Here is a 25,923-nt window from a genome sequence, read left to right as displayed (position 1 = left end):
TTTCATGTTCTTGAAAAAACTCGCGGTTTTGTGACACCGGCACGGACCGTGCTGTCGCAGATCCGGACTTCATAGCCAAAGCCCGGCACCTTGGATCACCATCGGTGGGATAGACCTTTGAGCGGAATCCGGTGAAAGTGCCGCGCCGATCCGGCAAGCCGCATTTTCGATGATCAGAGGATCCCACGCATGACAAACCCGACGCATCTGCCTACCGAGGGCCTTTTTGTCGGCCGCGCCAGGGGTGGCGATGCCTCGCATCCCATGGTGGTCACGGTGCGTGACGGCACCGTCTTCGACATCACGTCAAGCGTGGCGCCGACCGTGCGTGACATCTGCGAGATGGCCGATCCGGAAAACCATGTACGTTCGGCCAAGGGCAAGCCGATCGGCTCGCTCGATGACATCGCGGCCAACAGTTTCGAGGCGACGCGCGATCCGGCAAAACCCCATCTGCTTTCCCCCGTCGACCTGCAGGCCGTCAAGGCATCGGGCGTGACCTTCGTCGTCAGCCTGCTAGAGCGGGTGATCGAGGAGCAGGCGCGCGGCTCGGCGGAAAAGGCTGACGCCATCCGCGCCGACATTGCCGGACTGATCGGCCATGATTTGTCGAAGCTCAAGCCCGGGTCGCCGGAGGCCATGGAGATCAAGGCCAAACTCATCGCGCGCGGCGCCTGGTCGCAATATCTGGAAGTGGGCATCGGCCCCGATGCAGAGATCTTCACCAAGTGCCAGCCGATGGCCTCGGTCGGCTTCGGCGCCGATGTCGGCCTGCACCCGGTATCGACCTGGAACAATCCGGAACCGGAGATCGCCATGATCGCCGGCTCAAGCGGCAGGATCGTCGGCGCCACCATCGGCAACGATGTCAATCTGCGCGACGTCGAAGGGCGCTCCGCACTGCTGCTCGGCAAGGCCAAGGACAACAACGCCTCCGCATCACTTGGCCCCTTCATCCGCTTGTTCGACGACACGTTCTCGATCGACGATGTGAAGCGGGCTGTCGTGCGCCTGAAAGTCGAGGGCGAGGATGGGTTCTCGCTGGAGGGCGCAAGCTCGATGGCCGAGATCAGCCGTTCGCCGGAAGAGCTGGTTGCCGCGGCCATGGGACCGCACCACCAGTATCCGGATGGGTTGGCGCTCTATCTCGGCACCATGTTCGTGCCGTCGAAGGACCGCGGCGAAAAAGGCAAGGGCTTCACCCACAAGGTCGGCGACATCGTCACCATCTCGTCGGAAAAATTCGGCGCGCTGGTCAACCGGGTGCGGCTGTCGCCCGATTGTCCGCACTGGACCTACGGTGCCAGCCATTTGATGCGCGACCTTGCGAAAGCTGATCTTATCTAGAATCTCTACCCAAACCGCCGCAATCAACATGATTTTGTGCGGGATCCGATGACGGCGGACGCAATCCGCTTCAAGATCGCGGTGCGGTCGGGGGGCCGCTCCGATGTCCGATTCGCCGATCCTGTTCGTGCGCAACGTCGCCAGGCGCTTTGGCGGCACGATCGTGCTCGAAGACATGAACCTTATGATCGAGCGCGGCTCGATCCACGCGCTGGTCGGCGAAAGCGGTGCCGGCAAGTCGACGCTGACAAGGGTGCTGGCGGGCTGCGCCCCTGCACCGATCATCAGGCTGCCCTGAAAAGTCACCCCAACTGATGCAATCTGATGGCTCTACTGATGGCGGCGCGTCGGGCGCCAACTACATCTGCAGATGGAGGCTTGCCATTCGTTGAAAAAGGGAATGCTCTTAGGCATCCGAGCGGCGCTGGCAAAAGACGCAATCCGGCTGAGCCGGAACAAGGGACGGATCATCTTCAACCGGGAGGAAATGAAATGCTGACAAGACTGAGACTTGTGCTCTACGGCCTGCTGGTCGCGCTGACGGTCATTCCCGCCGCGGCGCAGGCCAAGACCTTCTACTGGATTTCACATGGCGGCCCGGCCGACCCGGTCTGGACCTACTTCCTGGCCGGCGCCAAACAATGGGCCAAGGACACCGGCAATACCGTCAACACCTCGTTCCACAATGGCGATGTCGCCTCCCAGCAGGAAGCGGTTCGCGCCGCCCTCTCGGCCAAGGCCGACGGTATCGTCACCACCAGCCCCGATCCGGGCAGCCTTGTCGAGATCGTCAAGGAAGCCCGCGCCGCCAACATCCCGATCATCAACTTCAACACACCCGATCCCAAGGCCAATTTCAATGCCTATGTCGGCGGTGACAACGTCACCTTCGGCAAGCATTGGGCGCAGTATCTGGTCGACAAGGGCTTGGTGAAGAAGGGCGACTTCGTCTGGATGCCGGTCGAGATTCCCGGCGCCACCTATGGCGTCCAGGAAGAAGAAGGCATCAAGAGCGTGTTCGGACCGCTCGGCATCACCTATGAAGTGACCGAAGCGACGCTCGACCAGGCCGAGGTGATCAACCGCATGGTCGACTACCTCACCGCCCACAAAGGCAAGGTCAACGCCATCATCGGCCTCGGCGACCTCGTCACCGGCTCGATCAAGCGGGTGTTCGACCAGGTCGGCGTCAAGCCGGGCGAAATTCCGGTCGTCGGCTGGGGCAATTCGCTCGACACCACGCAGGAAGTGCTGAACGGCTATGTCAATGCCGGTCAATGGCAGGACCCGCAGGCGACCAGCTATGTCGCGCTGTCGCTCGCCAACATGGCCGCGTCAGGCATTCCTCCGGGCTTCAACGTCATCACCGGCGCGCTCTACGAAAAGGACACGGCCGGCATCTACGACAAGATCCTGTCCGGCAAATAACCGCGATCCTGGCGCCGCACCGTCCTGGCACGCGGCGCCAGGTTTCCCTTGCGCCGCGACTGGCCCGCCTGATGCGGTGGGGATCGCGGCCCGTTCCAACCATGTCGCGGGTTCCCTGTGGAAAATCATTCGCTCATCCAACGCCTGATCGCGCGGCCTGAATTTGGTCCCTTCGTGCTGCTCGTCGTCGAGATCGGCGTTTTCTGGGGCTTCAACCACGACTTCCTGTCGCCGCAGAACATCTCCAACACGCTGGCCTTCACCGTCGAGCTCGGCCTGATCGCGCTGGCGATGACGCTGTTGATGACATCAGGCGAATTCGACCTTTCCGTCGGCTCGCTGTTCGGCTTTTCGCCGGTGCTGATGTGGACGCTGTTCAACAGTGGCGTCACCTCTCTGGAAATGGGCTTCGTCGTCGCGCTGCTGGTCGCCGCCTTGATCGGCCTGGTCAACGGCTGGTTCGTCACGCAGCTCAAGATCCCGTCCTTCCTGGTGACGCTCGGCATGCTGCTCGTGGTGCGCGGCAGCGCCCTTTTCATCACCGACGGTTTTCCGCAGCGCACCTGGAGCGCCGAAGGCAGCTGGCTGGCGGAAGCGCTGGTCGGCGACTTCTTCATCGGGCCGTTCCGCATCTACATGTCGCTGTTCTGGTTCATCGCCGCGGCGATCGCGCTCGGCTATGTGCTGACGCAGAGCCGGACCGGCAATTGGATCCAGGCGGCGGGAGGCAATCCCAACGCGGCGCGGGCCCGCGGCGTCAACGTCAACCGCGTCAAGATCGGCCTGTTCGTGCTCTCCTCGGTCATGGCTTCGCTGGCCGGCGTCATCTCCTCGCTGCGCACGTCCGCAGCCAATCCCAACAGCGGCACCGGCTACGAGCTCGAAGTCATCGCCATGGTGGTGATCGGCGGCACGGCGCTGACCGGCGGGCGCGGCACCATCATCGGCACGGTGCTCGGCATCCTGATCCTGCGCGTGATGCGCAACGGCATCGTGCTGATCGGCGTGCCGGGACTCGCCTACAACATCTTCATCGGCGCGATCATCCTTGGCATGATGGCGCTCCACTCATGGCTGGAACGCCGGCATCAGGCAGGGACTTGAACCATGGCCGAGCCATTGATCCGCATGCAGAACATCCGCAAATCCTATGGCCGCGTGCAGGCGCTCGAGGACGCCAATTTCCATGTCAATGAGCGGGAGATCGTCGGCCTGCTCGGCGACAACGGCGCCGGCAAGTCGACGCTGATCAAGGTGCTGTCGGGCGCCGTGCCGCTGACCAGTGGCGATATCTTCATCCGCGGCAAGAAGGTGACCTTGCGCAGCACCAGCGACGCCATCGCCCAGGGCATCGAGACGATCTACCAGGACTCGGCACTGGTCACGCAACTGTCGATCGCCCGCAATTTGTTCCTCGGGCGCGAACCGATCAAGCCGCCGCGTTTCCTCAACCGCATGGACCAGGAGGCGATGAACACTGTCGCCCGCGACCTGCTCAAACAGGTCGGCATCTCGAAGAACATCCCACCGACGACGCCGATCGGCTCGCTGTCGGGCGGCGAGCGCCAGGCGGTGGCGATCGCGCGCGCCATGCATTTCGACAGCGACCTAATCATCCTCGACGAGCCGACCAACAATCTTGGCGTCGCTGAAACGCAGGGCGTGCTGAGCTTCGTGCGCAACGCCCGCGATTCCGGCCATTCCTGCATCTTCATCGCGCACAACATCCATCATGTCTTCCAGGTGGTCGACCGCATCGTCGTCATGCGCCGGGGCAAAGTGGTCGCCGACGACATCGACCCGAAGAAGACGACCGTGACGGAAGTCGAACGGATCATCACCGGCATGTCGGACAAGGAAATCCGCGACGCCGTCGCCGACGGCAAGCCGTCACACTGAGGACGGGCGGAAGCCGTCTTGTCGAGGCAGCCGAACGTGCGTCGCGGTGATGGGTGTCGATCACCCGTCACTCATATCGCGTCGGCCGCCAAATCGCTTGTCTGGCGCGCCATCGCATCGGCGCATAGGGTTGCGGCATGAAGGCCACCGTCTCCGACATCGCCAGGAATTGCGGGCTTTCGACCGCGACGGTCGACAGGGTGCTCAACAACAGGCCGGGTGCCAGCGCCGCCAACCGGCAGCGCGTCATGGAGGCCGCCAAGCAACTTGGCTATCTGCCGGTCGCCGACCAGGTGACGCTTCCCTCGAAGCCCGCAAACCTCGAATTCTTCCTGCCGATCGGCAGCAACGCCTTCATGCAGGATCTGGCAAGACACATCGAGGACTATGCGTCGCGCCTTCCGCTGGTCGCCTCCTGCCGGATCCACAACCTCGCCGGCATCGCGCCCAATGCGCTGCAGAGCGCCGTCGAAAACCTGTCGCTGAGGGCCAATGGCGTCGGCGTCATCGCCATCGACCATCCGCGAACCCGCAACATCCTGCGCGACATTGTCGACACCGGCATCCGCCTGGTGACGCTGGTGTCCGATATTCCGGCCGCTCCCCGCTCGGCCTATGTCGGCATCGACAACCGCGTGGCGGGACGGACGGCCGCGCTCTTGATGGGACGCTTCCTCGGCGACCGCGAGGGCCATCTTGCGATGGTCGTCGGCTCGCGCTCCTATCGCGGCCACGAGGAACGTGAAATGGGCTTTCGCTCCGTGCTTGGCGAGGAATTTCCCAACCTCACCGTAACCAGTGCCGTCGAGATCAACGATGAGCCGGATGCCAGCTATGCCGAAACCATGAAGGCGCTGCACAACGAACCGGAACTGCTCGGCATTTATTGTGTCGGAGCCGGACGCTCGGGCGTTGCAAAAGCCATTCGGGAAGCCAGGCCCAACCGCAAGCCGGTCTTCATCTGTCACGACCTGACGAGGGAAACGCGAGGCTACCTCGTCGACGACCTCGCCGATGTCGTCATCGACCAGAACGCCAGGCTGATCGCCGAACAGTCGGTCATTCGCCTGCTGGGCTCCATTGCCTCATCGGCGCCCTACCTGACGCGAAAATTCATCGAGCCACGACTGATCTTCAGGGAGAACGTTCCGGTGCAATGAGACCGTGTTTCCCAGCTTTTGCGGACGACACGGCAAATCTGCACAGCAGCTATGCACAATTCATTGTTGCCGAATCATTGGGCAACTCGTAGGTTCTGGTTGTCGGCCATCTACTCCTCCCAGATGCGATGCCGACGCTGAATGGGGTGCACCTCCTCCCGCACCGCATTCGAAATCGAGCCCGCTGCCACCTCCTCCCGGCAGCGGGCTTTTTTCGTTCAGCCATCAGGAGTAGCGGCACAGCCGGCGCCAAAGGCGGCCAGGTATCGCTTCGGTCATATGATCGGCAAACCACCGACAGAGGCGGCGAAACTCAACCGGCGGCGGTGCCCCGGAAGGAAACGATCAGCCCTTCGGCCATGCGCACGAACTGCGTGCTCGGACCTTCGGTACCCACCGTCTGCACGCTGACGCGCGCGCCCTCGAACAGCAGCGATAGCGTATCAGCGAGAAGTTCTGCCTGGCCGATGCCGGCACCCCGGCACAACGCCACAAGGCGATCACGCTGGGCTTCCTTGAGTTCCTTGATGACGCGCCTGGCCGGATGATCCGGTTCGGTCAATTCTGCGGCGGCATTGGCCATGTCGCAGCCGCGACCATCAGCATTGAGCATGGCTGCGGCCTTGCGAACCCAGGCATGCAGTTGCGCAAGCTTGTCGCCAGGAAACTCGGCCTCGAAAGCGTCCCACATGGCGCCGGCCTTGGCCGCGTTGGCGCGCAGGCACTCGACGATCAGCTCGTCCTTGGATTCGAAGTGACGATAGAGCGTCATCTTGTTCGTGCCGGCAGCTTCAGTAATAGCGTCGACGCCGACGCCCTTGATGCCGTGCTTGTGGAACATGTCGCGTGCCGTCTCCAGGATTCGATCCCGGGGACGAGAGCGCTCCACGACGCCGTCTGTCATCATGATCTCCTTTCGTTTCCAAAAAACCCTCGGCCACCTCTTGACTAGGGTGTTACCGGTCTGTAACTTCCAGAATGTTACTTACTGGTAACACCTATGTCGTCCGTCGTCAATAACAAGGCCGTGAACTGGTCCTGCCAGATGAGAGGGACGAGAAACTGCCAATCATGCGGCCTCGGCCGGTGAAGAAATGAAAACGGTTCGCGAGCATGGGCTGCGAATCGACAGACAAGGAGCCGGCCAATGCCACAGCGCCGCGATCTTACCATAGATGAGGCCGTCCGGGATCCGATGATCCGGCTGGTCATGAAGGCAGATGGGGTCGACCCCCGCGCCTTCGAGAGAATGCTTCGCTCGCTTGCCGATGGGCAGCGGCGCGAGGTGCCGTTGCTGCGTTCACGGGAAGCTTCCCGTGACGGGCACGGCCAGTTGTCCAGGGTTGCCAGTGCCTTCGGGCGGGCAAGAGCAGCCGGCGAGGCATGTGTGTCGTGGTAAACTTTTTCATTCACCGTCCGATCTTCGCCTCGTCGATCGCCATCATCATGGTGCTCGCCGGGACGATTTGTTATTTCCTGCTGCCGGTCTCGCAGTTTCCCGACATCACACCGCCCCAGGTCGTGGTCAGCGCCCACTATCCGGGCGCCAGCGCGCAGGTGGTCGCCGATACGGTGACGACGCCGTTGGAGCAGCAGATCAACGGTGTCGAAGGCATGACCTACATGTCGTCGACGAGCTCCAATGACGGCTCCTCGACCATCACAATCACCTTCGATGTCGGCTATTCCCTGAGCACGGCCGCCGTCGACGTCCAGAACCGCGTCTCGCAGGCGGCCTCGTCGCTGCCGGCGATCGTCAACCAGGGCGGCGTGACGATCAAGAAGCAGAACCCGAATTTCGTTCTCATCGTCAACCTGACCTCGCCCGACAAATCGGTGGACCCGGTGGCGTTGAGCAACCTCGCCTACCTGCAGGTCGTCGATCCGCTGAAGCGTTTGCCCGGCGTCGGCGACGTGCAGATCTTCGGCGAGCGGCGCTATTCGATGCGTGTCTGGCTCGATCCCGACAAGCTCGCCAATCTCGGCATCACCGCGGTCGACGTCCAGAACGCCATCTCGGAGCAGAACGTCCAGGTCGCGGCCGGCAAGATCGGCCAGTCGCCGGCGCCGGCCGGCACCGCCTTCGAAATGCAAGTCAACGCCGTCGGCCGCCTGAGCGACCCTAAGGAGTTCGGCGACATCGTCGTGCGCGCCAACACCGATAGCGGCTCGCTGGTGCGGCTGCGCGACGTGGCCCGTATCGAACTCGGTGCCCTGCAATATTCGTCCTCGGCCTTCTTCGGCAAGGACCCGACGGTCGTGCTCGCCGTCTACCAGATGCCCGGTTCCAACGCGCTCGATCTGCAGCAGCACGTCAAGGACAAGATGCAGGAGCTGTCGGCACGTTTCCCCAAGGGCGTCTCATACGCCATGCATTACGACACGACGCGCTTCGTGTCGGCCTCGATGCATGACGTGCTGATCACGCTCGGCGAAGCCTTGGTGCTGGTCGTCGCCGTGGTGTTCGTCTTCCTCCAGAGCTGGCGCACGACGATCATCCCGACCATTGCCATTCCGGTGTCGTTGGTGGCGACGATGGTCGTCATGGAGATGATGGGCTTCTCGCTCAACATGCTGTCCCTGCTCGGCATGGTGCTGGCCATCGGCCTCGTCGTCGACGACGCCATCGTGGTGGTCGAAAACGTCGAACGACAATTGGAGGCGGGCCTCAAACCGCTGGCGGCGACCAAAGCCGCGATGGCCGAGGTCACCGGACCGATCATCGCCACCACGGCGGTGCTGATGGCCGTCTTCGTGCCCGTCGCCTTCATTCCCGGCGTCTCCGGCAAGCTCTACAATCAGTTTGCGCTGACTGTGGCGATTTCGGTCGGCATCTCGGCCTTCAACTCACTGACGCTCAGTCCGGCCCTCAGTGCCGCGTTCCTGCGCCATCGCGGCGAGACGCAGTTCGCCCCGTTCCGCTGGTTCAATACAGGCTTCGACAAGGCGTCACATGCCTATGCCCACGGCGTGCGCATCCTCATCCGGCTGCGCTGGATCATGCTCGGCCTGTTCGCGGCCGGACTGGTGGCAACCTACTTCGTCTGGCAGAAGCTGCCGTCGACCTTCCTTCCCGTCGAGGACCAGGGCTACTTCTTCGTCGTCATCCAGCTGCCCGATGGTGCCTCGCTGGAGCGCACCGACGCGGTGGCCCAGAAAGCGCGCGACATATTGCAGGCGACACCCGGCGTCGACATCGTCGGCTCGATCAGCGGCCTGAACTTCCTGACCAGTGCGGCGCAATCGAACTCGGCGGTCGAATTCGCCATCCTGAAGCCATGGGAAGAGCGTGGCCCCGACCAGAGCGCGTCCAAGCTCGTCGCCGATGTACGCGGCAAGCTGATGCAGATTCCGGAGGCGTTTGCGCTCTCCTTCGATCCGCCCTCTATCCCCGGTATCGGCACCACGGGCGGCTTCGAATTCGTCGTCGAGGACCTCACCGGCCGCGGCAGCACGGCCCTCAACGACGCGACGCAGGCCGTGATCGCCGAGGCGCGCAAGCAGCCGGAAATCAACCCGCAGCAGCTGTTCTCGCCGTTCTCGACCTCGACGCCGCAGTTCAACTACGACCTCGATCGGGCCAAGGCGAAGCTGCTCGGCCTCAACCTGCCCGATGTCTTCAACACGCTGCAGATCTATCTCGGTTCGCTCTACGTGAACGATTTCAACCTGTTCGGCCGCACTTTCCGGGTGACCATCCAGGCCGACAAGGATGCACGTGCGGGTGCCTCCGACATTTCACGGCTCTATGTGCGCAATGCCTCAGGCGGCATGGTGCCGCTCTCGACGTTGGGCAAGCTGGTGCCGTTCGTCGGCCCGGAAACCGTGCCCCACTACAACAACAACGCCTCGGCCACGATCAATGGCGGCGCTGCCCCCGGCTTCTCTTCAGGCCAGGCGGTCGCCGCAATGGAACGGGCCGCTGCCACCGCGCTGCCCAGGGATTTCGGTTTCGAATGGACCGGCATCACCTTCCAGGAGCTCAAGGCAGGATCGATCGCGTCGGTCGTCTTCGGCCTCGCCATCGTCTTCGTCTTCCTGATCCTGGCTATGCAGTATGAGAGCTGGGCGATGCCGTTCATGGTGCTGCTGGCGGTGCCACTGGCCCTGTTCGGCGCCTTCGTAGCCCTGTTGCTGCGCGGTATGCAGATCGACGTCTACTCGCAGATCGGCTTCGTCATGCTGATCGGCCTGGCGGCGAAGAACGCGATCCTGATCGTCGAGTTCGCAAGAAGGCGACGCGAGGAGGGCCTCAGCATCGTCGAGGCGGCGATGGAAGCCGCGCGGCTGAGACTCCGGCCGATCCTGATGACGGCTTTCGCCTTCATCCTCGGCGTGCTGCCGCTGATGTTCGCCACTGGCGCCGGCGCCGCGAGCCGTCAGTCGATCGGCACCACCGTGTTTGGCGGCATGGTCGCCGCGACCATCCTGTCGCTGGTGTTCGTGCCGGTCTTCTACGCGGTCATCGAACAATTGCGGGAACGCCGTGAAGGCGGCGAACCCGTCTCCCAACATCCTGAACCAACCGCCGAACCCGCCTTGCCTCCCCTGGCGGAAGCGGCCGAATAAGATTGGAGACTAATCATGCGTAAATGGAAAATCGCGTTGGGAACGGCTGTCGCGCTGGGCGCCATCTCGGTGGCCAGCGTCCATCTGCTCGACATGGGCAACCTCAGGCTCAGCGCCAGCACGGCTGGGGCTGCGCCTGCTCCGGCGGCATTCGTCATGCCGGTGCCGGTGGCAAGCGTCGTCAAGAAGACGATCCCGATCTATCTCGACTATGCTGCTCGCATCGAGCCGATCCGCAGCATCACGCTGCAAGCGCGCGTGCCGGGCTATCTGCAAGAACAGACCGCGCAAGATGGCGCCGATGTGCGGCAGGGCGACCTCCTCTACAAGATCTCGCCCGACGACTTCCAGGCAGCTCTCGACCAGGCGAAAGCCCAGGTGCAGCGCGATACGGCGACGCTCGACTATGCGCGTTCCAATCTCGGCCGCGGCACCGAGCTCGCCAAGAGCGGTTACCTCGACAAGGACAGCTTCGACCAGCGCACAAGCACCTTGCGCGAAGCGCAGGCGTCGCTGGCGCTCAACCAGGCAGCGGTGCGCACGGCGGAGCTCAATCTGAGCTATGCCGAGATCCATGCGCCGTTCACCGGGCGCCTGGGCCGCAATCAGGCTTCGGTCGGAACGCTGGTCAGCGTCGCCGGCACGGTGCTCAACACGCTGGTGCAGCTTGACCCGATCTATGTCACCTTCAATCCGAGCGAGACGGATCTGGCAGAGATCGAGCAGGCCCGCGCGGCCGGCCCGATCGAGGTCGAGGTTCTGCTTCCGGGCGAGACCGAGACCAGCCAGAAGGGCGAACTCACCTTCATCGACAACACGGTCGACCATTCGACCGGAACCATCACCGCACGCGCCACCATCGGCAATGCGAAGTTCACGCTCATGCCTGGCCAGTATGTCCGCGTGCGGCTGCATATCAGGCAGCAGCCCGACGCCCTGATGGTGCCGCAGACGGCGCTGGGTTCGAGCCAGCTCGGCAAATATCTCTACGTCGTCGGCAAGGGCAACACGGTCGACCAGCGTCTGGTCTCGCTCGGCCCGACCAGCGGCGATCTGGTTGCGATCCTGAGTGGCGTCTCCGAAGGCGACCAGATCATCACAGGCAATCTGCAGAAGATCGGCCCCGGAATGCCGATTTCGCCACTGCCACAGAAACCGGCTACCTGAATCCCCCGCAGGCCCGGTTTCCGCGCGGCGCCCCCGACCTTTTCTCAGGTCGCGGGCGCCGTTTTCACGAGCAGGCCGACAAGAGCGGCCACATCGGCGCGATCGGCCCTGGCCGGTGGCATGAATGCACAATAAGGATGGCCGAGGCGCACTGAAACAGTGGAAAGCGCAACCAGGCGGCCCGTATCCAGATCGGCTTGCGCCATCACCCGCTGGCCAAGGGCAATGCCCAGGCCGAGCCTCGCCGAGGCGATCGCCAGACTGGACAACCCGACACGGCGCCCATGCGACGGGTCTGGCGAGCGGCTGCCGCCGCATGCCGCGAACCAGTCCGCCCAGGTTGGGTGCGAGGCATAGTTCGGCCCCCAATTGGTGTGGATGAACAGGCTCTCATGCAGGTCCGTGAGCCCCGGATCGCCATTGCCATGCCGGTGCCAGAATTCCGGCGCGCAGACCGGCAGCACATCGTCATGGACAAGGCGGATCATCCGCAGGCCGGGATAGTGATAGTCGCCATAGGATATACGCAGATCGACATTCTGGCGCATCAGATCAATCGGATCGTCCTCCGCGCGCACATCGATCGCCATGTGCGGAAAGGCCTCGAGCAGTGCAGCCAGCCTCGGCGCCAGCCATAACTCTGCCAGCGAAAACGGCACGCTGACGACCAGACGCGTTCTCAGGCCGCCTTCCAGCATGCGCTGGCCGATAGCGGCGATGTCGCCAAGCGCACGCGCGGTCTGCGGGTAGATGGCGTGGCCGGCGTCCGTCAGCGTGATGCGGTTGCCGGTGCGCACGAACAGCTGCTTGCCGAACCAGGTTTCGAGATTGCGGATCTGCTGGCTGACCGCCGCCGAGGACACGCCAAGCTCGCTCGCGGCCAGGGTGAAGCTGCCGGCACGGGCGGCGACCTCGAAGGCCTTGATCGCGTTCAGCGGCGGCAGCCGTTCCATGACAGGCTCCATAAGTTTTTCTTGGTCATTCGTAATAATTTTCCGCGTTGAGGGAAAGAATTTTTTGCCGTCTTCTGTGTCCAACCCTTGGAGCATGCGACATGAAAGACATTCTCGATCTCGACCGCTATCCGCTCGACCGCGAAGGCAGCGCCGACTGGCGGCGTCTCGTCGGGCAGTCCGTCGCGGCGCTCAAGGCCGACGGCATGTTCAATCTCGAAGGTTTTCTGCGGCCCGGCGTCGCCGAACAGGCGGTGCGGGAAATCAAGCCAGTCATGGACACGCAGTCCCATGTCCACAAGCGCATGCACAACATCTACTTCAAGCCCAGCATCCCCGAACTGGCACCTGACCACCCCGCCTTGCGCAAGGTCGAGACCATCAGCCACACTCTCTGTGCCGACCAGCTTCCCGGCAGCATCGTGCTTGCCATCTACGAATATGAACCGCTTGTGCGTTTCCTGGCGGCGACAATGGGCAAGACAGAACTGCATGTCATGCAGGATCCGCTGGCCCGCACCAATGTCATGGCCTACCGCGCCGGCGAGGCGCTGAACTGGCATTTCGACCGCTCGGAATTCACCACGACGCTTCTGCTGCAGCAGGCCGAGAGTGGCGGCGACCTCGAATACCGCACAGATCTGCGCTCGGACGACGATCCAAACTATGACGGCGTCGCCCGGCTGCTCGAAGGGCGAGACCCCGACGCAAAAATCCTGCGCATGAAGCCCGGTACGCTCAATGTCTTCCGCGGCAAGAACACCGCGCACCGTGTCACCACCGTCGAAGGCGAACGCGAGCGCATGATCGCGGTGTTTTCCTATTACGAGAAACCCGGCGTGATATTCAGCGCCGAGGAACGGGTCGGCTTCTACGGCCGGGCGGCCTGAGCCGCCCTCCACGGCATCCAGGTCGGGCTTTGCCTGGCGCCGAGAAAAAATCCGAAAATGAGACCTTGTTAGATTGTCGACAATCTGATTGTCTTGCGGTCTGTTCTCGCTGGAGTGAGCCGGATAGTGAAGACGGATTTCAGCCCGATTGCCGACACGACGCGCCGCGCCGAGATCGTGGCGCTGCTGCGGCGCGCGATCCTGACCGGCCAGTTGGAGCCTGGCCAGAAGCTTAACGAGGTCAGGATTTCCGAGCAGATGCGGGTCAGCCGCGCGCCATTGCGCGAGGCAATGCGTGAGCTGGTGCAGGAAGGTCTCCTCGCCAGCATCCCCTACGCCGGCACCTTCGTCGTCGACGTCACCGCCAAGGACATCGACGATGCCTATTCGCTGAACAAGGTTCTGGACGAATTCGCCATCGAGCGCACCTGGCCGCTGCGCGACCAACGCTTCTTCGACGAGATCGACCGGCGCCATGAGGCGGTGAAGCAAGCGACGCGGGCTCTCGACACCACGCGCCAGATCGAGACCGCGCTGCAACTGCACGGACTGATTTACGAATGGGCCGACAATTCGGTGCTGCTGGAAACCTGGCAGCGGCTGACCAGCCGGCTGCAGATGTATTTCGCGCTCCATCTGCATGCCCGCAACGAGCCGGTGCCGGTAGAGGACATCCACGAGACCTATGTGCGGCTCATGAAAGGCAAGGATATGCGCGCCGCCCAGCGCTATGCCCGCGAACATATCGACATGGATTTCGAGGAGCTGCTCGCCTATGCGCGCGGGCTGGAGCAACGGGAATCGAAGGGCGCCAAGGCCGATCGCGCCGGACGGAACAACAACGGCTGAGGGCCTCGCCATCAAGGCGATGCTTTCCTGAAATCACGGACAGACAATAGTGCAGATCAAATCCATCAAGGCCTACCATGTCGTTCAGCCCTTCGTGGACGGGCCCTACCGCATGTCAAAGGCGCGGGTCGCCGACTGCTTCGACGCGGTCATCGTCGCCATCACTTCCGATAGCGGCGTGACCGGCTGGGGCGAGATGGCGCCGCTCGGCAATTTCTACTCGGCCGCGTTTCCAGCGGGGACACGCGCGGGCGTGCCGGAGATCGCGCCGCATCTCATCGGACAGGATCCGCGCGGGCTGGCCAGCATTGGCCGGCTGATGGACACGGTGTTCAAAGGCCATCCCTACATCAAATCGGCGCTCGACATGGCCTGCTGGGACCTGGCCGCACGCGCCGCCGACGTGCCCCTGGTGACCATGCTCGGCGGCCGCGAGAGCGATATGGCGGAGATCTACCGGGTCGTCACCCACGGCACGCTCGACCAGATGGCGGCACTGGCAAAAAGGATCATCGCCGAGGGCTGTCGCCGTTTGCAGGTCAAGGTCGGCGGCAATGTGCACGACGACATCGAGCGGGTAACGACGGTCGCCTCGGCCGTGCCGAGAGGTACGGTGATTTTCTGCGACGCCAATGCCGGCTGGACACCCTATCAGGCACGGCAGTTCGCCGATGCCACGCGCGGCATCGACTACACGTTCGAGCAACCCTGCACGACGATCGAGGAGAACATGTCGGTGCGCCGCATGCTGGACAAGCCGATGGTGCTCGACGAATCCGTGACGTCGCTGGAAGAGATGCTGGAGATCCACCGCCTGGGGGCGGCCGACGGGTTGACGCTGAAAATCTCGCGGCTGGGCGGCGTGACCAGGACCCGGCAGATCCGCGACGTTGCCGTCGACCTCGGTTTCATGATCACGGTCGAGGACACAGGCGGCGCCGAGATCGACACAGCGGCGATGGCACATCTGTCGCTGTCTACACCGCAAGAGCGGCGATTGCATGCCCTTGCCTTCCATGAATGGGTGACGGTGCGCACGGCCTCCAACGCCCCGCCGGTCACCGGCAGCCATATGGGCATTCCGGATGGGCCTGGCCTCGGCATCGACGTGGACCCGAGCCTGCTCGGCAAGCCTTTCTTCGAGATCGGCTGAGATGAAAATCCGCGGCATCAAGGCCACGCCGATCAATCTTCGCCTCGAAGCGCCCTATGGCTGGGTCTTTGGCGAGCTCGACGGCTTTTCGCAGACCATTGTCGAGGTCGAGACCGAGGATGGGCTGATCGGCCTCGGCGAAGCGCCGACGCCGGCGGCAGCAGCGATCATCAACGATGTCTTGGCCGAGCGCCTGGTCGGACGCGATGCCTTCGACATCGCCGGCGCCGAATATGTCTGCCTGCCCTACTGGACCGGCGTGCAGTCGATCAACGATCGCACCCGCATCATGGCCTTCGGCGCCATCGAGATGGCGTTGTGGGACCTGCGCGGCAAGGCGTGGAAGCAGCCGCTCTACCAGCTGCTCGGCGGCGCGGTGCGCAAGGATATTCCGTTCACCGACTATTTTTCGCTGCGCGGCGACGGGCCCAGGGTGAAAGGCGAGACGACGCCCGAAGAAGTCGCCGATTATTGCGTCGAACTGCACGAGACGCATGGCACGACCTTTTTCGAAGGCAAGTTTTCGACCGAGGACCCGAAAGTCTCGCTGAGAATGGTCGAGCTGATCCGCGAAAAGCTCGGCGACGAGGCGATGATCCGCATCGATTCCAACCAGGCTTATTCGCTGGCCACCGCGCGGCGGCTGGCGCGGCCGCTCGAAGACCTCGGGGTCCGCAACTGGGAGGATCCGGTGGCGACGATCGAGGAGATGCGGCAATTGCGGCAGCATTGCTCGATCCCGTTCTCGACCCACAATATCGATATTGCGCGCGCCATGGACCTCAAGGTTCCTGACGCCTTCGTCGGCAATCCGACGGCGCATGGCGGCATCGGCCGCCTGCTGCGCTTCGTCGGCGCCTGCGAACATGCCGGCGTCGATTTCTGGTGCTACAGCGGCGACAGCGGCATTGGCAGCGCGGCCTATCTGCATCTGTGCGCGGCGCTCGGCTGTATCCGGGAGCCGAACCAGTCGCTGTTTCGCATGCAGCCGATGGACATCACCGAAGAAGGGCCGTTTTCGCCGAGGAACAATGTCGTACGCGTGCCGGAAGGCCCGGGTCTCGGCGTTACCTTGTCGCGGAAAAACCTCGCGGCCTGCCATCGCGACTTCACCGAGAACGGCCCGTGCAACAAATATCACGACCCGGCAAAGCCCGGAACATATCGCCGCCTGCCGCTGAACTAGGAGACAGAGAAGGAAAGGAGACTAGCCGACAGCAAGGGTCCGCCGCAGCGATTTGGATCGCCAAGGCAGCACCTGACGGGTGGAAGCATTGCCTCAAGAAAATCTGACCCCCGCGCCGCAAGGATCGGATGGACCAGAAAAGACAGCATGCTACAGTCCCGGACGACCGACTTCGTTGATGGCCGGGACAGGAGAACTCCACGGGATTTCGTCAACCGCAAGTGCATTCTTCAGCCATAAGAAACAAGGGGAAAGGGTTAAACCCATGAGCAAGAACTATCGCATTCTCGACCTGATCCGGCGCAACCGCTCGCCGCTCGAAAATCACCTTATCGACGGTCTCGTCGACGGCCGCGTCAGTCGCCGTGACTTCATCCGCCACGGCAGCCTGCTCGGCCTGTCGCTGCCACTCCTGGGCGGCATCACCACGGCCGCCGGCCTCAGTGGCATGCCGTCGCTCGCCCGCGCCCAGGGGGCGCCCGGCGCGACCATCCGCGTCGCCAGCAGCGTGCCGGCGGCAGCCATCGACCCGGTCACCATCGCCGACGCCGGCGGCCTGCTGGTTATGCAGCAGGTTGCCGAGTTCCTCTGCGTCGATGGCCCGGACCTCGTGCTCAAGCCGGCGCTGGCCGAAAGCTGGAAGCCGAACGACAACGGCTCGGTATGGACCTTCAAGCTGCGCAAGGGCGTGAAGTTCCATTCGGGCGGCGAGATGAAGGCCGAGGACGTGGTGGCCAGCATCGACCGCCTTGCCGACCCGGCAAACTCGTCCAACGCGCTGTCGGTGTTCACCGGCATCCTGTCGAAAGGCGCCAGCAAGAAGGTCGACGACTACACGGTGGAATTCCATCTCGACGCGCCGAACGGCAACTTCCCCTACATGCTGTCATCGGACAATTACAACGCCGTCATCATCCCGGCGAGCTACAAGGGCGACTACGAGAAGAGCTTCGACGGCACCGGGCCGTTCAAGGTCGAGAAGTACACGCCGAAAGTCGGCGCATCCTTCGTCCGCAACGAGAATTATTGGGGCGAGAAGGCCCTGCCCGATCGCACGGAATTCACCTTCTTCACCGATGTGCAGCCGATGATCCTGGCCCTGCAAGGCGGCCAGGTCGACATCATCAACCAGATGCCGGTTCTGGCCGGCGTCGCCCTGCTCAGCGATCCGAGCGTCGACATCATCAGCCTGAAGTCCTCAGCGCATCAGCAACTGCACCTGCGCTGCGACGACGGCCCGTTGAAGGACGCGCGCGTGCGCCGCGCCATCGCGCTCAGCATGGATCGCGACAAGCTGGTCGCTGGCCTGATGAAGGGTCGCGCCGTGGCGGGCAATGACAGCCCGTTCGCGTCGGTCTACCCGTCGACCGATACCAGCGTGCCGCAGCGCAAGCAGGACATCGCGCAAGCCAAGCAGTTGATGGAAGCGGCGGGTGTCGGCAAGGGCTTCAAGATCACGCTGACCACCGAGCGCTACCTCGAAATCCCCGAATATGCCCAGCTCATCCAGAACTGGGTCAAGGAGATCGGCATCGAGCTCGAGCTCAACATCCTCGACCAGAGCGCCTATTACGGCGACGCGGTGTTCGGCAAATCGAACTGGCTGGATTCGGTGATGGGCATCACCGACTATGGCCACCGCGGCGTGCCGAATGTCTATCTCGCTGCCCCGCTGAAGAGCGAAGGCACCTGGAACGCGGCGCACTTCAAGAACAAGGACTACGACGCGCTGGCGACCAGCTACATCGCGGCGCTTGATCTCGAGGCGCAGAAGGCCGACGCCGGCAAGATCCAGAAGCTGCTGCTCGAGGAAACGCCTGTTATTTTCGGCTATTTCTACGACTACCTGACGGCGACGGCGAAAGGCGTGGCCGGCGTGCAGCCGACCGCCATGTCGCAGCTCTTCCTCGAAAAGGCATCGAAGGCCTAAGCGGAGGCAGACAAGCCCATCCCGCGACCGCCAGCCCCAGTGGGGCTGGCGCTTTCGCTGTCAGGCCGAGGCAAGGCGCTACGCGCCGGCCTGACGCGGAGCCTCGCGTTGCGGGACGATCGATCATTGCCCATGGAGTCCGCGACCCTGCTCACCACCATGCATTGGGGGACCTACGAAGTCCGTGCCGAGAACGGCAGGCTCGTCGGCGTCGAGCCATGGAGCGGCGACCCCGATCCATCGCCGATCGGCAAGTCCATGCTCGGCACCGTCCAGGGCGATCTGCGTGTCTCCCGTCCCGCCATCCGGCGCGGCTGGTTGGAGGGGAACAGGTCCGGCGGCAAGGGCGGGCGCGGCAGCGAGGCTTTTGTCGAAGTCTCCTGGGACACGGCGCTGGACATCGTGGCGTCCGAACTGGACCGTGTTCGCGTCGAGCATGGCAACAGCGCCATCTATGCCGGCTCCTATGGGTGGGCGAGCGCGGGACGGTTCCACCATGCCCAGAGCCAGGTCCACCGCTTCCTCAACGTGATCGGCGGTTATACGAGTTCGGTGCTCAGCTATTCCTACGGCGCGGCCGAGATCATCCTGCCGCATGTGCTTGGCGGGACCGATGGCCTGACGGGCAATCATTCCACCTGGGACGGGATCGAACGGCATAGCGAACTGATCATCGCTTTTGGCGGCCTGCCCTGGCGCAATGCGCAGATACAGGGCGGCGGCACGGCCCGTCACGAAGCCGCCGCGGCCTTGCGCAATGCTGTTGCCAACGGCGCCCGGCTGATCAATGTCTCGCCCGTGCGCGATGACGCACCGCGTGGCGTCGAGGCCGAATGGCTGACGCTGCGGCCGAACAGCGACACCGCCTTGATGCTGGCCCTGTGCCATGTCCTCCTCAGCGAGCACCGCCATGACGAGGCATTCCTTGCGCGCTATTGCACCGGCTTCGAGGCTGTGCGGGCCTACGTCCTGGGAGAAACCGACGGCCAGCCGAAAAGTCCGACATGGGCTGCCGCCCTGAGCGGCGTGGCGCAGGACAGGATCGTCGCCCTGGCCAGGGAAATGGCCGCCAAGCGCACGATGTTGATGGTGAGTTGGTCCTTGCAGCGCGCCGACCATGGCGAGCAGCCATACTGGGCGGCGATCACGCTTGCCGCGCTGCTCGGCCAGATCGGATTGCCGGGCGGCGGGCTTGGCTTCGGCTATTCATCGACAAATGGCGCCGGAAGACCGGAGATGGGATTCCGGTGGCCATCCGTGCCGCAAGGCAGGAACCAGGTGCCGGACTTCATCCCGGTCGCGCGGATGGCCGACATGCTGCTCGACCCGGGCGGTTCCTTCGAATTCAACGGCGCCGCAATGGCCTATCCCGACATCAGGCTGGTCTACTGGGCCGGCGGCAATCCGTTCCATCATCACCAGGACCTGAACCGACTGGTCGAGGCTTGGCGGCGGCCTGAAACGATCATCGTCAACGAGCCCTTCTGGACCGCGACGGCGCGCCATGCCGACATCGTGCTGCCGGTCACCACGCCGCTGGAGCGAAACGACCTCGCCTTCTCGAACCGCGAAAACCTCGTCGTCGCCATGAAGCAAGCGATCGACCCGGTTGGGGAAGCGCGCGACGATTATCGGATTTTTGCCGACCTGTCGACGCGGCTCGGTACCGGCGAAGCCTTCACCGAAGGGCGAGCAGCCAGCGACTGGATCCGGTTGCTTTACGAGCAGGCCAGGGACAATGCGAACGCGGCCGGAGTCGAGATGCCGCCCTTCGACCGTTTCTGGCATGACGGCCACGCCGACCTTGCCCGGCAGGTGACGTCGCAGACTTTGCTCGGTTCCTTCCGCGCCGATCCGGAGCGCCATCGGCTGGCGACGCCATCGGGCCGCATAGAGCTGTTCTCGCCGACGATCGACTCCTTCGGCTATGACGACTGTCCCGGCCATGCCGTCTGGCGGGAGCCGAGGGAATGGCTGGGCAGCGAGCTTGCCAGCCGGTTCCCGCTGCATCTCCTGTCACCGCAGCCCGCCGACAAGCTGCACAGCCAGTATGATCACGGCTCGGTCAGTCGGGCAGGCAAGGTATCGGATCGCGCGCCGCTGTGGATCAACCGGGCGGATGCCGCAGCGCGCGGCATCCTGGACGGAGCTGTCGTGCGCGTCTTCAACGATCGCGGAGCGTGCCTCGCGGGCGCCGTGCTGACGGATGGCCTGATCCCCGGCGTCATCCAGTTGCCCACCGGAGCATGGTTTGACCCCTCCACACCGGGACAGCCGCACAGTCTGGAAAAGCATGGCAATCCGAACGTGCTGACGCCAGACCGGGGGACGTCGCGCCTTGCCCAATCACCGACCTGCAATTCGACGCTGGTCGAGGTATCTCGATTTGACGGAAACGTCCCCCCGGTGACAGCCTTCGATCCGCCTGCCACAGTGCGTTTAGCCGATGTGCCCGGCCTGGCCGGACCGCAGCCCCATCACAAGGAGGCTTAGCCATTCTTTCCTTCTTTGCCCGGCGTGTTTCCCTGTCGCTTGTGACGCTGTTCCTGCTTAGCATCATGGTGTTCCTGGGCGGTCAGGTGCTGCCCGGCAATGTCGGGCGTGCGATCCTGGGGCCGTTCGCCGATCAGCGCGCGGTCGACGCGCTCAATCATACGCTGGGCGTCGATCGCCCGCTGCTCACCCAGTATGCGACCTGGATCTGGAATTTTATCCGGGGCGACATGGGCACGTCCTACATCTTCCGCTCGCCGGTCGCGCCCTTCGTCATCGATGCCTTGGGCAATTCGATGAAGCTGGCGGCGGTCGCCTTCGTGCTGGTGGTGCCGATCGGCATCCTCGGCGGCGTCATTGCCGCACTCAACCTCAACCGACCGCTCGATCGCATCATCAGCCTCGGCGGCCTATCGGTGACGGTGCTGCCGGAATTCGTCACCGGCATCATCTTGATCCTGATCTTTGGTGTGTGGCTGCGCTGGCTGCCGATATCGGCCGCATGGCCGCGTGACGCCGGTTTCTTCACGCAGCTCTATTACCTGATCCTGCCTTCGCTACCGCTGTTCCTGGTGCTGTTCGGCTACATCGCCCGTATGGCACGCTCCGGCATGATCGAGGCGCTCGATTCCGACTATACAAGGACAGCCGTGCTCAAGGGCCTGCCCTGGCGCACCGTGATCTGGCGCCATGTGCTGCGCAATGCGCTGCTGCCGACCATCACCGTCATCGCCACCCAGACCGGCTATCTCATCGGTGGCCTGGTGGTGATCGAGACGCTGTTCCGCTACCAGGGCATCGGTTCGCTGATCTTCACCGCCGCGCGCGGCAAGGATTTTCCGATGCTGGAATCGGGCATCCTGACCATCGGCATCGTTTATGCCGTGGCGACATTGATCGCCGACTTCCTCTATTCCGTGCTCAATCCACGCATCCGGCTGGGGTCAGACCAATGAGCGCCGTGCAGACCACCTCTCCTCCACAAGACGGTACGCGCCGGCGCAGTCCCCTTGCGGAAGTCTTTTTCTCGCTCATGCGCTCGCGGACCTTCCTTGTCGGCCTTTTCATAGTGCTGTTCTGGGTCGCCTGCGCGTTGTTCGGCGAGCACTTCGCACCCTACGACCCGCTTGCCGACGACATCATCAACGCGCTGGCGCCGCCTTCGTCCGAACATTGGTTCGGCACCGACCAGATCGGCCGCGACGTCTTCTCGCGCGTCATTGTCGGCTCGCGCGATATCCTCACCGTCGCCCCGCTTGCGACACTGCTGGCGACGGTCGCCGGCACGGCACTTGGCCTGCTCACCGGCTATTTCCGCGGCATTGTCGACGATGTCGTCAGCCGCATCCTCGAAGCCTTCATGGCCATCCCCGTGGTCATCGTCGCGTTGCTCGCCATCGTCGCGCTCGGCACCTCCAAGGCCACCGTTATCGTCGTCATTGGGCTCAGCTTCGCGCCGATCATCGCCCGCACCGTGCGCTCGGCGGTGCTGGCCGAGCGCGAACTCGATTACGTCGCCGCCGCGCAACTGAGGCACGAGAGCGCCTTTCACACGATGTTCGTCGAGATCCTGCCCAACGTCGTCCCGCCGATCCTGGTCGAGACCACCGTGCGGCTTGGCTACGCCATCTTCGCGGTCGCCACACTCTCGTTCATGGGCTTCGGCATCCAGCCGCCCTCACCCGACTGGGGGCTGTCGATCTCCAGCAATTACGGCATGATCGGCGGCGGCTTCTGGTGGACGGTGCTGTTCGACGCGCTCGCCATCGCCTCGCTGGTGATCGGTGTCAACCTTGTGGCCGACGGCGTTCATGGAGCGCTCAATGACTAACTCCGCGAAGGCGCAAAACGCGCTCGAACTCACCGATCTGTCGGTCGCCTACCGGGTGGCCGGGCGCAATCGCGCCGTGCTGCGCAATCTCAGCCTCAACATCGGGCAAGGCGAGGCCTACGGGCTGGTCGGCGAATCCGGCTGCGGCAAATCCACTGTCGCGCTCACCGTCGTGCGCTATCTGCCAAGGAACGGCTCGATATCGGGCGGCGTGATCTCGCTCGACGGCCAGGACGTCATGAAGCTCGATGCCGAGGCCTTGCGGCGCGCGCGCGCCGAAAGCGTCTCCATGGTCTATCAGGATCCCGGCAAGGCGCTGAACCCGTCGATCCGCATCGGTCGTCAGTTGACCGAGATCTTCGAGCTTGGCGGCATAACAGGCCAGGCGGCCACCGATCGCGCCATCGCCATGCTGAACCGCGTGCGCATCTCCGATCCGCCAAGCGTCATGCAGCGCTATCCGCACCAGCTCTCCGGCGGCATGCAGCAGCGCGTGGCGATCGCCATGGCGCTGGCCAACGATCCCTCGATGCTGATCCTCGACGAACCGACCACCGGCCTCGATGCGACGGTCGAGGCCGAGGTGCTCGACCTCATCGCGCAGCTTAGGCAGGAGCTGTCGGCCTCGATCCTGTTCATCAGCCACAACCTCGCCGTCGTGTCCAACATGTGCGACCGGGTCGGCGTGCTCTATGCCGGCATGCTGGTCGAGGAAGGACCGACCGATGTCGTCTTCAACGACCCGCGCCATCCCTACACAGTCGCCCTGTTGCGCTGCCTGCCGCGCGGCGGCCAGCGCAAGGACCAGGGCCGGCTCGACACCATTCCTGGTTTCCTGCCCGGCATTGGGGCTGACATCAAGGGCTGTGCCTTCGCCGACCGCTGTGCGCTCGCCGATGATCGCTGCCGCAGCGAATTGCCGCCGCTCTATGATCTGAGCGACGAGCGAGGCAAGCGCCTGTCGCGCTGCTTCCATCACGACAAGGCGCAAGCCCTGCCACGTGCCACACCGAGCGATGTGGCGACGGCACCCAAACCGGCAACCGCACCGGTGCTGCGCGTCGCCGGGCTGAACAAGACTTATGCCAGCCACGGCCATCCCTTGCGTGCCGTGAAGGATGTCTCGCTGGATCTGCGGCCCGGCGAGACGCTGGGGCTGGTCGGCGAATCCGGCAGCGGCAAGACCACCTTCGCCAGGCTGCTGCTCGGCTTGGTCCCGCCCGATGACGGCGGCACCATCGAGCTCGAGGGCAAGGCGCTGGCGCCGAAGCTGGAGAACCGTGGCGACGACCAGGTCAAGGCGATGCAGATCGTCTTCCAGAACCCGGACTCCGCGCTCAACCGCTCGCATTCGATCCGCCACATCCTCGGCCGCGCCTTGAAGCGGCTGGCGGGCCTATCCGGCAAGGCGCTGGAGGCGCGCCTCGACGACCTCGTCCGGTCTGTGCGACTCACCGACCGGCATCTGGCCGTCAAGCCGCGCCAGCTGTCAGGCGGGCTGAAGCAGCGCGTCGCCATTGCGCGTGCTTTCGCCGGTGATCCGCGCATCGTCGTCTGCGACGAGCCGACCTCCGCACTCGACGTCTCCGTCCAGGCGGCAATCCTCAACCTGCTCGCCGATTTGCAGTCGAAGGAAGATGTCAGTTACATCTTCATCTCGCATGACCTTGGTGTTGTGCGTTACCTCTCCGACAAGATCGCCGTGCTCTATCTCGGACGCATCATGGAGATCGGGCCATCGGAGGAAGTCTTCTCTGGGCCGCATCACCCCTATACGGAAGCGCTGCTGTCAGCCGTGCCCAAGCTTGACCAGACCGAGACGGCACGCATCCGGCTCGACGGCGAGATCCCCAGCGCCACCAACCCGCCCCCGGGATGTGTGTTCCACACGCGCTGCCCGCGCAAGATCGGCCCGATCTGCGAGCAGCAGGAGCCGCCGCTGGCCGAGGCGCAACCCGGCCATTCGATCCGCTGCCACATCCCCTACCCGGAACTTGCCAGGCTGCAGAAGGCGGCCGTGACCGAGCCGGCATAGCGAGGCATGGCCGGCCGGCTACCTCCGGCCGGCCATGCCCAGGGAGCGGTCGCCTTCGGAAAAACCCTGATCGCTGCTCCAGTTCCTGGCCAGCGAGCGCAAGCCCGTCAGCGCGATGTCGAGCACGTCAGACGACACGGGGTTCGAGGGATAGGCGAGATAGATCGGCCGCTGGAACACCGGGGCGTTGTCGATGCGCCGCATCTCGCCGCGTTCGATATGGCCGCTGACGGCGCTGAGCGGCAGATAGGCGGCCGCCTGTTGCGACAGCACATGCTGCAGGCCGATGAAGACCAGCCCGGCCGAAATGGCCGGTTTGACCATGCCGGCGAAAGCGCGGTCGTGCTCGATGCGGAATTCGAGCCCCCAATCCATCAGTATGTAATTTTCGGTCCATGGCTTCGTCTGCGCGGCGTGCTGGACGAGCACGACCTGATCGACGGCCAGCGTCTCATAGACGATGCCGGGATGCGGCCGCGGCAGATAGAGGATGCAGATGTCGAGCAGGCCTTCTGCCAGCTGGTCGATCGCCAGATCCGGAAAACTGCCCTCGAGCCGCAGCGCCACGTTCGGCCTCTTAGCGCGCATCCACTCGACCCATGGCGAGGTGATGCGCTCCCACAGATAGGCGGGTGCGGTCAGCCGCAGCAGGCTGTCATAGCCATCGGGAACGGCGATATCCTGCCGCGATTGCTCCCAGGTGCGAGTGATGGAAGAGGCGTGCGGCAGGAACTGCCGGCCGGCCGGCGTCAGCGTGACGCCGTCGCGGTCGCGCACGAAAAGCCGGCGTCCCAACTGCTCCTCCAACCCTCTGATCCGCGCGCTGACGGTGGATTGCGCGAGGTTGAGCCGGCTGGCCGCGACTGTGAAGCTGCCATGCTCGGCAACTTCGAGGAAACTGCGCAGGTTTTCGGTATCCATGCTCACCCCTTGCATCGAAAATTTCGATGGCACCCAACAAAAAATATCGCTTTCCGGCCGCAGTCAACAATGACCTAAATGGCCGATCCCCCGAGGGCAAGCGAGGAACGCA

20 protein-coding genes are annotated in these 25,923 nt (G+C 63.8%); 17 read left to right on the top strand and 3 right to left on the bottom strand.

The genetic code is table 11. The features are described from left to right. Window positions 1-189: 189 nt before the first annotated feature. The 6 genes from AC1VON_RS14845 (at window position 190) to AC1VON_RS14820 (ending at window position 5,834) form a co-directional block, all read left to right on the top strand. Complete coding sequence (locus AC1VON_RS14845) at window positions 190-1,347, top strand: fumarylacetoacetate hydrolase family protein (RefSeq protein WP_483123982.1); 1,158 nt, start codon at window positions 190-192, stop codon at window positions 1,345-1,347. 103 nt (window positions 1,348-1,450) lie between these two features. After that, window positions 1,451-1,645 (top strand): ATP-binding cassette domain-containing protein, encoded by a 195-nt coding sequence (locus AC1VON_RS14840; protein WP_483123979.1) that lies wholly within the window; start codon window positions 1,451-1,453, stop codon window positions 1,643-1,645. A gap of 194 nt (window positions 1,646-1,839) precedes the next feature. After that, complete coding sequence (locus tag AC1VON_RS14835; protein ID WP_019856893.1) at window positions 1,840-2,775, top strand: substrate-binding domain-containing protein; 936 nt, start codon at window positions 1,840-1,842, stop codon at window positions 2,773-2,775. A 117-nt stretch (window positions 2,776-2,892) separates the two neighbouring features. Further along, window positions 2,893-3,879 (top strand): ABC transporter permease, encoded by a 987-nt coding sequence (locus AC1VON_RS14830; protein WP_140769067.1) that lies wholly within the window; start codon window positions 2,893-2,895, stop codon window positions 3,877-3,879. Window positions 3,880-3,882: 3 nt separating this feature from the next. Further along, entirely contained in the window at window positions 3,883-4,674 is a 792-nt protein-coding gene (locus AC1VON_RS14825; RefSeq protein WP_172351453.1) for an ATP-binding cassette domain-containing protein, read from the top strand. Window positions 4,675-4,811: 137 nt separating this feature from the next. Next, on the top strand, window positions 4,812-5,834 hold the full coding sequence (locus tag AC1VON_RS14820) for a LacI family DNA-binding transcriptional regulator (protein WP_483123968.1): 1,023 nt from the start codon (window positions 4,812-4,814) through the stop codon (window positions 5,832-5,834). A gap of 313 nt (window positions 5,835-6,147) precedes the next feature. Here the strand turns inward: AC1VON_RS14820 and AC1VON_RS14815 are convergent, their stop codons facing one another. Beyond that, window positions 6,148-6,738 carry a TetR/AcrR family transcriptional regulator gene (locus AC1VON_RS14815; RefSeq protein ID WP_172351455.1) on the bottom strand — a complete coding sequence of 197 codons (591 nt, stop codon included), beginning with the start codon at window positions 6,736-6,738 and terminating at the stop codon, window positions 6,148-6,150. Window positions 6,739-7,217: 479 nt separating this feature from the next. Between AC1VON_RS14815 and AC1VON_RS14810 the strand changes: the two genes are divergently transcribed. Both AC1VON_RS14810 and AC1VON_RS14805 read left to right on the top strand, forming a co-directional pair. Then, the gene (locus AC1VON_RS14810) at window positions 7,218-10,403 is read left to right on the top strand and encodes an efflux RND transporter permease subunit (RefSeq protein WP_172351456.1); all 3,186 of its coding nucleotides are present in this window, start codon (window positions 7,218-7,220) and stop codon (window positions 10,401-10,403) included. Window positions 10,404-10,418: 15 nt separating this feature from the next. Next, complete coding sequence (locus AC1VON_RS14805) at window positions 10,419-11,570, top strand: efflux RND transporter periplasmic adaptor subunit (protein WP_483123960.1); 1,152 nt, start codon at window positions 10,419-10,421, stop codon at window positions 11,568-11,570. Window positions 11,571-11,614: 44 nt separating this feature from the next. Here AC1VON_RS14805 and AC1VON_RS14800 read toward each other — a convergent pair whose 3' ends face one another. After that, window positions 11,615-12,523 (bottom strand): LysR substrate-binding domain-containing protein, encoded by a 909-nt coding sequence (locus AC1VON_RS14800; protein ID WP_483123956.1) that lies wholly within the window; start codon window positions 12,521-12,523, stop codon window positions 11,615-11,617. A 101-nt stretch (window positions 12,524-12,624) separates the two neighbouring features. Here AC1VON_RS14800 and AC1VON_RS14795 point away from each other — a divergent pair, with 101 nt between their 5' ends. From AC1VON_RS14795 to AC1VON_RS14755, 9 genes are all read left to right on the top strand, one after another. Next, window positions 12,625-13,413: a HalD/BesD family halogenase gene (locus tag AC1VON_RS14795; protein ID WP_483123952.1), complete on the top strand. Its 789-nt coding sequence runs from the start codon at window positions 12,625-12,627 to the stop codon at window positions 13,411-13,413. Window positions 13,414-13,536: 123 nt separating this feature from the next. Continuing rightward, window positions 13,537-14,262, top strand: coding sequence for a GntR family transcriptional regulator (locus AC1VON_RS14790; protein WP_172353030.1), 726 nt, complete (start codon window positions 13,537-13,539; stop codon window positions 14,260-14,262). Window positions 14,263-14,311: 49 nt separating this feature from the next. Further along, entirely contained in the window at window positions 14,312-15,415 is a 1,104-nt protein-coding gene (locus AC1VON_RS14785) for a mandelate racemase/muconate lactonizing enzyme family protein (protein WP_483123949.1), read from the top strand. A gap of 1 nt (window position 15,416) precedes the next feature. After that, window positions 15,417-16,601, top strand: a complete 1,185-nt coding sequence (locus tag AC1VON_RS14780) for a mandelate racemase/muconate lactonizing enzyme family protein (RefSeq protein ID WP_483123945.1) — start codon at window positions 15,417-15,419, stop codon at window positions 16,599-16,601. A gap of 265 nt (window positions 16,602-16,866) precedes the next feature. Beyond that, entirely contained in the window at window positions 16,867-18,531 is a 1,665-nt protein-coding gene (locus AC1VON_RS14775) for an ABC transporter substrate-binding protein (RefSeq protein WP_172351462.1), read from the top strand. A gap of 132 nt (window positions 18,532-18,663) precedes the next feature. Then, window positions 18,664-21,024 (top strand): molybdopterin guanine dinucleotide-containing S/N-oxide reductase, encoded by a 2,361-nt coding sequence (locus AC1VON_RS14770; RefSeq protein ID WP_483123942.1) that lies wholly within the window; start codon window positions 18,664-18,666, stop codon window positions 21,022-21,024. A 2-nt stretch (window positions 21,025-21,026) separates the two neighbouring features. Next, on the top strand, window positions 21,027-21,980 hold the full coding sequence (locus AC1VON_RS14765; RefSeq protein WP_172353031.1) for an ABC transporter permease: 954 nt from the start codon (window positions 21,027-21,029) through the stop codon (window positions 21,978-21,980). Next, window positions 21,977-22,855, top strand: coding sequence for an ABC transporter permease (locus AC1VON_RS14760; RefSeq protein ID WP_483123940.1), 879 nt, complete (start codon window positions 21,977-21,979; stop codon window positions 22,853-22,855). The genes AC1VON_RS14765 and AC1VON_RS14760 overlap by 4 nt, the downstream gene beginning before the upstream one ends. Beyond that, window positions 22,848-24,890, top strand: a complete 2,043-nt coding sequence (locus tag AC1VON_RS14755; protein ID WP_483123939.1) for an ABC transporter ATP-binding protein — start codon at window positions 22,848-22,850, stop codon at window positions 24,888-24,890. Before AC1VON_RS14760 ends, AC1VON_RS14755 begins: the two co-directional genes overlap by 8 nt. Window positions 24,891-24,908: 18 nt before the next feature. On the opposite strand, the gene AC1VON_RS14750 is transcribed toward AC1VON_RS14755, so the two are convergent. After that, on the bottom strand, window positions 24,909-25,811 hold the full coding sequence (locus AC1VON_RS14750) for a LysR family transcriptional regulator (RefSeq protein ID WP_172351466.1): 903 nt from the start codon (window positions 25,809-25,811) through the stop codon (window positions 24,909-24,911). Window positions 25,812-25,923: the final 112 nt, after the last annotated feature.

It is taken from the genome of Mesorhizobium sp. HAY1-8B, from assembly GCF_056868045.1.
The sequence above is the reverse complement of the archived record's forward strand: the minus strand, read 5'-3'. Positions and strand labels throughout refer to the sequence as shown.

Coding starts and splice junctions, on each gene's coding strand:
- AC1VON_RS14845 (WP_483123982.1), top strand. CDS start 190: ATGACAAACCCGACGCATCTGCCTACCGAGGGCCTTTTTGTCGGCCGC.
- AC1VON_RS14840 (WP_483123979.1), top strand. CDS start 1,451: ATGTCCGATTCGCCGATCCTGTTCGTGCGCAACGTCGCCAGGCGCTTT.
- AC1VON_RS14835 (WP_019856893.1), top strand. CDS start 1,840: ATGCTGACAAGACTGAGACTTGTGCTCTACGGCCTGCTGGTCGCGCTG.
- AC1VON_RS14825 (WP_172351453.1), top strand. CDS start 3,883: ATGGCCGAGCCATTGATCCGCATGCAGAACATCCGCAAATCCTATGGC.
- AC1VON_RS14820 (WP_483123968.1), top strand. CDS start 4,812: ATGAAGGCCACCGTCTCCGACATCGCCAGGAATTGCGGGCTTTCGACC.
- AC1VON_RS14815 (WP_172351455.1), bottom strand. CDS start 6,738: ATGACAGACGGCGTCGTGGAGCGCTCTCGTCCCCGGGATCGAATCCTG.
- AC1VON_RS14810 (WP_172351456.1), top strand. CDS start 7,218: ATGTGTGTCGTGGTAAACTTTTTCATTCACCGTCCGATCTTCGCCTCG.
- AC1VON_RS14805 (WP_483123960.1), top strand. CDS start 10,419: ATGCGTAAATGGAAAATCGCGTTGGGAACGGCTGTCGCGCTGGGCGCC.
- AC1VON_RS14800 (WP_483123956.1), bottom strand. CDS start 12,523: ATGGAACGGCTGCCGCCGCTGAACGCGATCAAGGCCTTCGAGGTCGCC.
- AC1VON_RS14795 (WP_483123952.1), top strand. CDS start 12,625: ATGAAAGACATTCTCGATCTCGACCGCTATCCGCTCGACCGCGAAGGC.
- AC1VON_RS14780 (WP_483123945.1), top strand. CDS start 15,417: ATGAAAATCCGCGGCATCAAGGCCACGCCGATCAATCTTCGCCTCGAA.
- AC1VON_RS14775 (WP_172351462.1), top strand. CDS start 16,867: ATGAGCAAGAACTATCGCATTCTCGACCTGATCCGGCGCAACCGCTCG.
- AC1VON_RS14770 (WP_483123942.1), top strand. CDS start 18,664: ATGGAGTCCGCGACCCTGCTCACCACCATGCATTGGGGGACCTACGAA.
- AC1VON_RS14760 (WP_483123940.1), top strand. CDS start 21,977: ATGAGCGCCGTGCAGACCACCTCTCCTCCACAAGACGGTACGCGCCGG.
- AC1VON_RS14755 (WP_483123939.1), top strand. CDS start 22,848: ATGACTAACTCCGCGAAGGCGCAAAACGCGCTCGAACTCACCGATCTG.
- AC1VON_RS14750 (WP_172351466.1), bottom strand. CDS start 25,811: ATGGATACCGAAAACCTGCGCAGTTTCCTCGAAGTTGCCGAGCATGGC.